The organism is Schaalia meyeri, assembly GCF_900105015.1.
In the GTDB taxonomy this organism is placed as follows: domain Bacteria; phylum Actinomycetota; class Actinomycetes; order Actinomycetales; family Actinomycetaceae; genus Pauljensenia; species Pauljensenia meyeri.
The window spans coordinates 100,697-107,479 of record NZ_FNLK01000006.1 but is presented as its reverse complement, the minus strand read 5'-3'; the positions used below and the strand labels follow the sequence as shown (position 1 = coordinate 107,479).

Annotated in this window: 6 protein-coding genes; 2 read left to right on the top strand and 4 right to left on the bottom strand. The window is 68.6% G+C overall.

What is annotated here, in order from left to right; translation table 11 throughout:
• A partial coding sequence (locus BLT68_RS03360; RefSeq protein ID WP_479725476.1) for a DEAD/DEAH box helicase occupies positions 1–1,623 on the bottom strand: 1,623 nt, incomplete at its 3' end.
• A gap of 78 nt (positions 1,624–1,701) precedes the next feature.
• Here BLT68_RS03360 and BLT68_RS03355 point away from each other — a divergent pair.
• Positions 1,702–1,926: a DUF3107 domain-containing protein gene (locus BLT68_RS03355; protein ID WP_070778114.1), complete on the top strand. Its 225-nt coding sequence runs from the start codon at positions 1,702–1,704 to the stop codon at positions 1,924–1,926.
• A gap of 78 nt (positions 1,927–2,004) precedes the next feature.
• Here the strand turns inward: BLT68_RS03355 and BLT68_RS03350 are convergent, their stop codons facing one another.
• Entirely contained in the window at positions 2,005–2,634 is a 630-nt protein-coding gene (locus BLT68_RS03350) for a ferritin-like fold-containing protein (protein WP_050695116.1), read from the bottom strand.
• Between the two features lie 252 nt (positions 2,635–2,886).
• Between BLT68_RS03350 and BLT68_RS03345 the strand changes: the two genes are divergently transcribed.
• On the top strand, positions 2,887–4,659 hold the full coding sequence (locus tag BLT68_RS03345) for a DEAD/DEAH box helicase (protein WP_074632824.1): 1,773 nt from the start codon (positions 2,887–2,889) through the stop codon (positions 4,657–4,659).
• Between the two features lie 244 nt (positions 4,660–4,903).
• Here BLT68_RS03345 and BLT68_RS03340 read toward each other — a convergent pair whose 3' ends face one another.
• Together BLT68_RS03340 and BLT68_RS03335 are read right to left on the bottom strand one after the other, a co-directional pair.
• On the bottom strand, positions 4,904–5,833 hold the full coding sequence (locus BLT68_RS03340) for an AlbA family DNA-binding domain-containing protein (protein WP_050695827.1): 930 nt from the start codon (positions 5,831–5,833) through the stop codon (positions 4,904–4,906).
• 230 nt (positions 5,834–6,063) lie between these two features.
• Positions 6,064–6,672 (bottom strand): CPBP family intramembrane glutamic endopeptidase, encoded by a 609-nt coding sequence (locus tag BLT68_RS03335; RefSeq protein ID WP_074632819.1) that lies wholly within the window; start codon positions 6,670–6,672, stop codon positions 6,064–6,066.
• Positions 6,673–6,783 lie beyond the last annotated feature (111 nt).

The window sequence follows — 6,783 nt, the reverse complement described above, 5'->3', positions numbered from 1 at the left end:
TGCTCGACCTCGTGACCCTGCCCATAGGCCCTCACCGACACGAGGCGACGCGCGCCGCGAGCTGGCGAGCGCCGCCCCCGCCCTGGATCCCCGTTCCAGGGCGGGCCGCCACGTGGATGGATCATCCACGAGGTCAACCATCGTCAGCGGGACCGGCGCGTCCTTGTCGCCGGATACCTGGGCGGCCAGGGCGCGCTCGGCGTTGAGCCTGCGCAGGATGCGGCGGACGGCCAGGGGGTCGGCTCCCACGAGGGGCGAGGGCAGGAGGCGCTCGGCCAGCTCGCGGCGCGCGTCGGCCTCGGTGTCGGTGAGGCCTATGGGCAGGGTCACGAGGTCGAGCAGGAGCCGCGTCGTGGGCTGGGCGGCGAAGTCGAAGGCGTGCCCGCCCCCGGCCAGGGGAACGCCGCCGCGAGCGAGGTAGCGGCGCGTGTCGGCGACCATCGACGCGCTGCGCACGATGACGACCTGGTCCGTGAAGTCAATGCCGTCGTGCAGGTGGTGCGCGCGAATCGCCCGCGCGATCAGCGCCCCCATCTGTGAGGGCGTGGCCCCCAGGTGCGTGACGAGCCGCCCCGCCTGCGCTCCGGCCGCAACGTCGGCATCGCGTCGGGCGGGCGAACCCGACTGGGCGATGCGCGAGCATGCGGCGCGCGCCACGGTGCGCACCGCGCGCGAGGTTCTATACACCTGCCCCAGTTCCGAGATCTCGACGCCGAGGAGGGAGGCGAGGCGGCGGTCCAGGTGCGGCTCGCCCCCTCGGTATCCGGCGACCGCCACGTCGGAGTCCGAGAAGGCGACGATGCGCGCGCCCGCGCGCCTACAGGATTCCAGTAGCGTGAGGGTCGAGGGAGTGCAGTCCTGCAGGTCATCCACAATGACGACGTCGGGCACCGGGAGGGGCGCCTCAACGCCGAGCGCCGGACCATCCGTCTCCCACCTGCGGATCAGGTCGGCGGCGAGGGACTGGATGCGCGACAGGTCCACGCGCAGGGCCAGTGGATACTCTATGGAACGCTCGGGTCCCTCCTCCAGGGCGGCCACGATCGCGCCCGCCCCCTCCCACTCGGGCCTGCCGAACCTGATCCCCGCTCGCGTCAGGTCAGCAGCGTTCATCCCGGCCTCGCCCACGCGGGCCACCAGGTCACGCAGCTCCGCACGGAAAGCCGGCATGGCGCGCATCTGCGGGCCGATTTCTGGCGGCCACGGCGCGCGTACGGAGTCGAGCAGTTCCGCCAGCATCTGATCCTGGGCGGCTCCCGTCACCAGCTCGACCCCATGGAGCGGCGCGGCGCGCTGGGTGCGCCACGTGGCCACGACCTGATACGCGAAAGAGGCGGGCGTGCGCACCGGGCGCACCACGGACGGCCCGAGGGCCTGGGCTTGAGGCGTCAGGGCATCGGCGCGCGTACGGTCGGGCGTCACAATCAGGGCGGAGAGGCCGTCGCCCACCGCGCGCTCAAACACCGCGAGCGCACAGGTGCTGCGCCCCGAGGACGGGGCGCCCCGGGCGATCACGTCACCCGCCCGCGCGGCCTCGCAAATCGCCTTCTGCTCCCGGTTCAGTTCGGGCAGACGCCACCAACCGGCGGGCCGACTCCGCAATCTGACCTCGATTTCGCTCATGACGCAATACTGGCAGACCCCACCCGCATCTGTGGCACATATGATGGCCACGACGATTTTTCCCGGCAAGGAGCAAACATGGAGATCTTTATCGGCATTCGAGGGGGCGCGCGCCAGCTCAGCCTCGACGTCAACCTGACCGAGGAGCAGCTCATCTCGAGAGTGGACGAGGCCGTCTCCCAGAACGCCCTCCTTCACCTCACCGACACCAAGGGACAGCGCGTCCTGGTCCCCGCCCACGCGATCGGATACGTGCAGATCGCCAGCAAGGCCGAGCGCCGCGTCGGCTTCGCGATCGGCTAACCCACGCAACGAACCGGGCCGGGCAGCCTCGGCGGTTTGCCGACCGCGGCAGCCCCGGCCCACTGTGTGCTCTCGGCGCTACGCCTTCAGGTGGATGTCGCGCATGCGCTCCCCGTGACGCGCGATCACGTACTCCGTGATCTCGTCCACGTTCTCCGGGGATGTGGCCAGCGTCGGGTAGGTGAACAGGGTTGCTCGCACCAGGCCCAGCGCCTCGCCGGCGACGCGGCGGCCCCACAGCGACAGGCGCGCCGCCAGCTGCGGGTCCTTCTCAATCTGGGGTCCCAGGTGCGCGCGCACCCAGTGTCCCTGCTCGAACGGCCACACGTCCTCCATGCCCTCGAACAGACCGTGCGACTGAGCGACTCGCAGCAGCATGTCGCCCAGCATGCCGCGCGTGATGAAGGTCTTGACGCTGCGCTCGGCGAAGGTCGTGGGGCGCGTGCGCGCATCCAGATCATCGTAGGTCCCGGAGAAGACCTCGGCGGCAGCCATCAGATCGAACCCGCGATGCCGGCTCCACACCTCCAGCTGCTGATACAGCGCGAAGCACTGGGCGGACATGCGGGCGTGCTCGACGTGGGCCTCGAAGGTGGGCGCCTGCTCGCCGTCCTTCGCCAGGCGAGTCATGAACGCCAGCGAGGAATAGGCGAGAATACCGACGACGTCGGCGTCTTCGGCGGGAACGGAAACGTAGTCGTGTGCCATGACTCCAGCATAGTGCCTGGCAGCGCCCCATGAGCCCCGTTCCATTCCCGTTCCCACTCCACGAAACAACGCGCTGTGACCAGCCCCTCCCTCGCTATCGACGTCAGCACCGTTACACTGAAAAGCGACCAAAAAGAGACCGGTCGCATTCTTGACACATACCACGTACGCGCGGACGTGTATCCCCGCGCCAGACAATGCGCGATCGGCACCGACCCCGACCCCGGAAATGCCCGGGAGACAAGGCAGATCGTGACTACCACGAGCAGTGAGGCAGCCGTGCCCGCCCCCGACAACGACAATAACGAACAGGCCGCGCAGGTCCCGGCCTCGCCCGTCGAATACTCCGCGGGCGTTGTCCGCCTCGGCAACATTCACCCGGTCGTCTCAAAGGAACAGGAAGCCACCCCCGACATCACCGACAGGGGGGACGAGGACCTGGACAAGAAATCCTTCGCGGACTTCGGCGTCACCGACCCGATCGTCGATGCTCTCGAGGACAAGGGCATCACGCATCCCTTCCCCATCCAGGCGCTGACGCTGGGCCCGGCGCTGGAACGCCACGACATCATCGGGCAGGCAAAGACCGGCACCGGCAAGACCCTCGGCTTCGGCATCCCCGTCCTCGAAGACGTCATCGCGCCCGACGAAGAGGGCTACGAGCAGCTGCTCAACCCGAATCAGCCGCAGGCCCTCATCATCCTGCCGACCCGCGAGCTCACCAAGCAGGTAGCCCAGGACCTGCGCGGCGCCTCCAAGTACCTGTCTACCCGCATCGTGGAGATCTACGGCGGTGTCGCCTTCGAGCCCCAGATCGACGCCCTCACGCGCGGCGCTGACATCGTCGTGGGCACGCCCGGCCGCCTCATCGACCTGCTGCGCAAGGGTCACCTGCACCTGTCCGGCGTCGAAACCGTCGTCCTTGACGAGGCCGACGAGATGCTCGACCTCGGCTTCCTGCCGGACGTGGAAACCCTGCTCGCGCGCGTCCCCGAGAACCGCCACACCATGCTGTTCTCGGCGACCATGCCCGGACCGGTCGTGGCCCTCGCGCGCCGCTTCATGGTCCACCCCACGCACATTCGCGCCCAGGACCCCGACGACCAGAACCAGACGGTCAACACCGTCAAGCAAGTGATCTACCGCGTTCACTCCATGAACAAGGTCGAGGTTCTCTCCCGCATCCTGCAGTCCCAGGGACGCGGCCGGACCGTCATCTTCTGCCGCACCAAGCGCACCGCCGCGCGCCTCGGCGAGGATCTGACCGCCCGCGGCTTCGCCGTTGGCGCGCTGCACGGCGACCTGGGCCAGGGCGCGCGCGAACAGGCACTGCGCGCGTTCCGTAACGGCAAGGTCGACGTCCTGGTTGCGACGGACGTCGCCGCGCGCGGCATCGACGTCACGCACGTCACGCACGTCATCAACTACCAGTGCCCCGAAGACGAGAAGATCTACATCCACCGCATCGGGCGCACGGGCCGCGCCGGCAACTCGGGGACGGCCGTGACCTTCGTGGACTGGGATGACACGCCGCGCTGGTCCCTCATCTCCAAGGCCCTGGGCCTGGGTGTACCGGATCCGCTCGAAACCTACCACACCTCCCCTCACCTGTTCACCGACCTGGACATCCCCGAGGGCACGACGGGCCGCCTGCCGCGCGCCAAGCGCACGCGCCCCGGCCTGGACGCCGAGTTCCTCGAGGATCTGGGAGGCTCCTCACCCCGCTCTGAGCGACGAGGCCGCGGCTCACGCGGCGGGTCGCGTTCCTCGCGCGGCGGGCGTGGGCGGTCGGCGAAGTCCTCTGATCCCTCGCGCTCAACCCGCGGGTCCCGGTCGCGCGGCTCCCAGGACGGTGATCGCACGCTGAACGCCGGCAAGGGTGGCCGCTCCGATCGCGGCACGAGGGGCCGCGGACGCGGTGAACACTCGCCGCGTTCTGGCGGCACCGAGGGCGGCCCCTCAGCCGGTGGTGAGCGCGCGCCTCGCGCCCGCAAGCGCATCCGTCGCCGCAAGGGCGGCGAGTGAGGCGTTCGCGTGCCGCGCGCCGTGTGCATTGGTCGGCGGCGAAAACCCGCTGGGGCGCGTGTGGGCAGCTCGATCGGCGTGTACCCCGGCGGGTGAACGTGCGAGATCGCCGGGCAACATCACCGGGCGACAGGCTCACGTGAGAGGTAACAGCGGCCAGGAACTGCTTCGGCAACGCTGAGGAGCTGCGCCCTCAGTTGATGCCGCCGTTGTCATAGACCTCGTATCCGACTTCCCCCGCGGGTCATTCGCCCTCGGATGCGGGAATCTCGCCGCTCCCACCCTCGGCGAGCACGCGCTGTACGACGCCCGGCAGGCGCGTGGGCGTCTCGCGGTGGCGCAGCGTCATGAACAGCCTCACGCGCGTCAGGGGGGACACTCGCACGCTTTCGGGCCAGCGAAGCGACACGTATTGCACCGCGTCGACCACCTCAAGGCGCCGCGTCGAATTGCCGACACGCACCCACAGCTCCGCTTCCCCCTTGCCTTTGGCCCCCCTCAGGTAGACGGGACGAGGCGAGGGCGGGATGGTGACCCGACACACCTCCTGGCGCTCGTAGCCCTCCTGTGGCTGCGAGGCCTCCGCGAAATCGAGCCGGGGCAACGCGGCCGCGTTGGTCCCCAGGCGCTGCCTCCACAGGTCGCGAATCCACAGCTCGAAGCGGTCGGCGTCCGGAGTCTTGAGGGTCGCGTAATCGGGGCCGAGGCCGATGAGCCGACCGTCGTCGTCGACGCCGATCAGGAGTGTGCCGCCGCCGGAGTTCATGAACGCGGCGACGGTCTTGGCGATGACGGTTTCGATCGCTTCGTCGCGCTTGCCCGTCCGCATGTTCCACCGGGCGCTGGACTTGAACTCGCGGGAGTCGGATTCTCCACGCCGGGCAACTTCGGCGATTGGTTCGAGGCCGGGGCGCGGGTGCAGGTAAGCGGTGACCAGGGCGACCACCACCACGACGACGAGGGCAACCAGCGCGGCGACACCGATCATGTCCGGTTTCCACAGGTCGCCCGAGTCGAAAATCCACCCCGCGATGACCAGCCCACCCCACAGCCCGGCCAGTCCGGCCAGGGTCGCCGATGCCGTCGACATCGTCATGCGGTTCTTGAGCACGCGGCGCACAACGAGGCCGATGACCCATGCGATAAGGACGAGCACCTGTTGTATGAACACCATCCAGATCAGATCCGGGCTCGCAGGGACGAATGACTCGGTCGCTGGTTCCACAGGTTTCCTTTCGAGGATTCATCGCGCAATGCTCTTACACCATCATAAGAGCCTGCATGATTCCTCAATGCCCGGTGTGCGTTTCCTGAGGACCCGGCACAGGCACAACCCGACCAGCGGCATAACCCCGGCAGAGGCAACGCCACCAGCGACCCGCGCGTCGCTGGTGGCGTCGGGTTTCAGGCCAGTAGGTTGAAGGCGGTTCCAAGTCCGACGATCAGGTTGGCCGTCGCGTGCAGCAACCAGCCCGGAATGATTGATCCCTCCGCCCCCTTTTCGTTGATCCACCCCGTCATCCACCCGCTGGCAGCTGTTGCGGCGCCGATCAGGACGACCTGTATCGGGCCCGCGATGGAGGCGAACAGGGCGACGTGGAGCAGACCGAAGACCACGGCTTGCACCGCGTTTCCGACCCCGAATCCCCATCTGGCGATGAGCCGTTTTCCGAGGAAGCCTCGGAAGAAGATCTCCTCGGCGAGGGAGGTCTGGATGATCGCGAAGAGCAGGACCGGAACAACCCCGGCAAGGCCGCTTCCAGCGAAACGCGAGGCGGGCTCACCGCGTGAGAGCGATTGCAGCAGCACAATCGAAACCAGCCCGACGAATACCCACGACAGCGCTGCGCACGCGAGCTGCGGCGCGCTGGCGCGCCACGTCGGTCTGCGCAGACCGATCCACGTGAGAAAGGCAACGGTCCGGCGCGCGGCCAGCGCCCACCACGCGAGGGGAAGCACGAGGACCAGGCCAAGTTGGACGAAGGCGCTGATCGCTGACGATAAGTAGGACATCGAAACCTCCTGTGCTCGGTCCTGGCAAACGCGCGTTGGGGGCCTCGCCTCCTTTCGTCGACGCTGCCATCGTCCTCGCGCGCTCGCGGTGCGGGCGGACGCTGGGCTCGC

Coding starts and splice junctions, on each gene's coding strand:
- BLT68_RS03355 (WP_070778114.1), top strand. CDS start 1,702: ATGGAGATCTTTATCGGCATTCGAGGGGGCGCGCGCCAGCTCAGCCTC.
- BLT68_RS03350 (WP_050695116.1), bottom strand. CDS start 2,634: ATGGCACACGACTACGTTTCCGTTCCCGCCGAAGACGCCGACGTCGTC.
- BLT68_RS03340 (WP_050695827.1), bottom strand. CDS start 5,833: ATGGTGTTCATACAACAGGTGCTCGTCCTTATCGCATGGGTCATCGGC.
- BLT68_RS03335 (WP_074632819.1), bottom strand. CDS start 6,672: ATGTCCTACTTATCGTCAGCGATCAGCGCCTTCGTCCAACTTGGCCTG.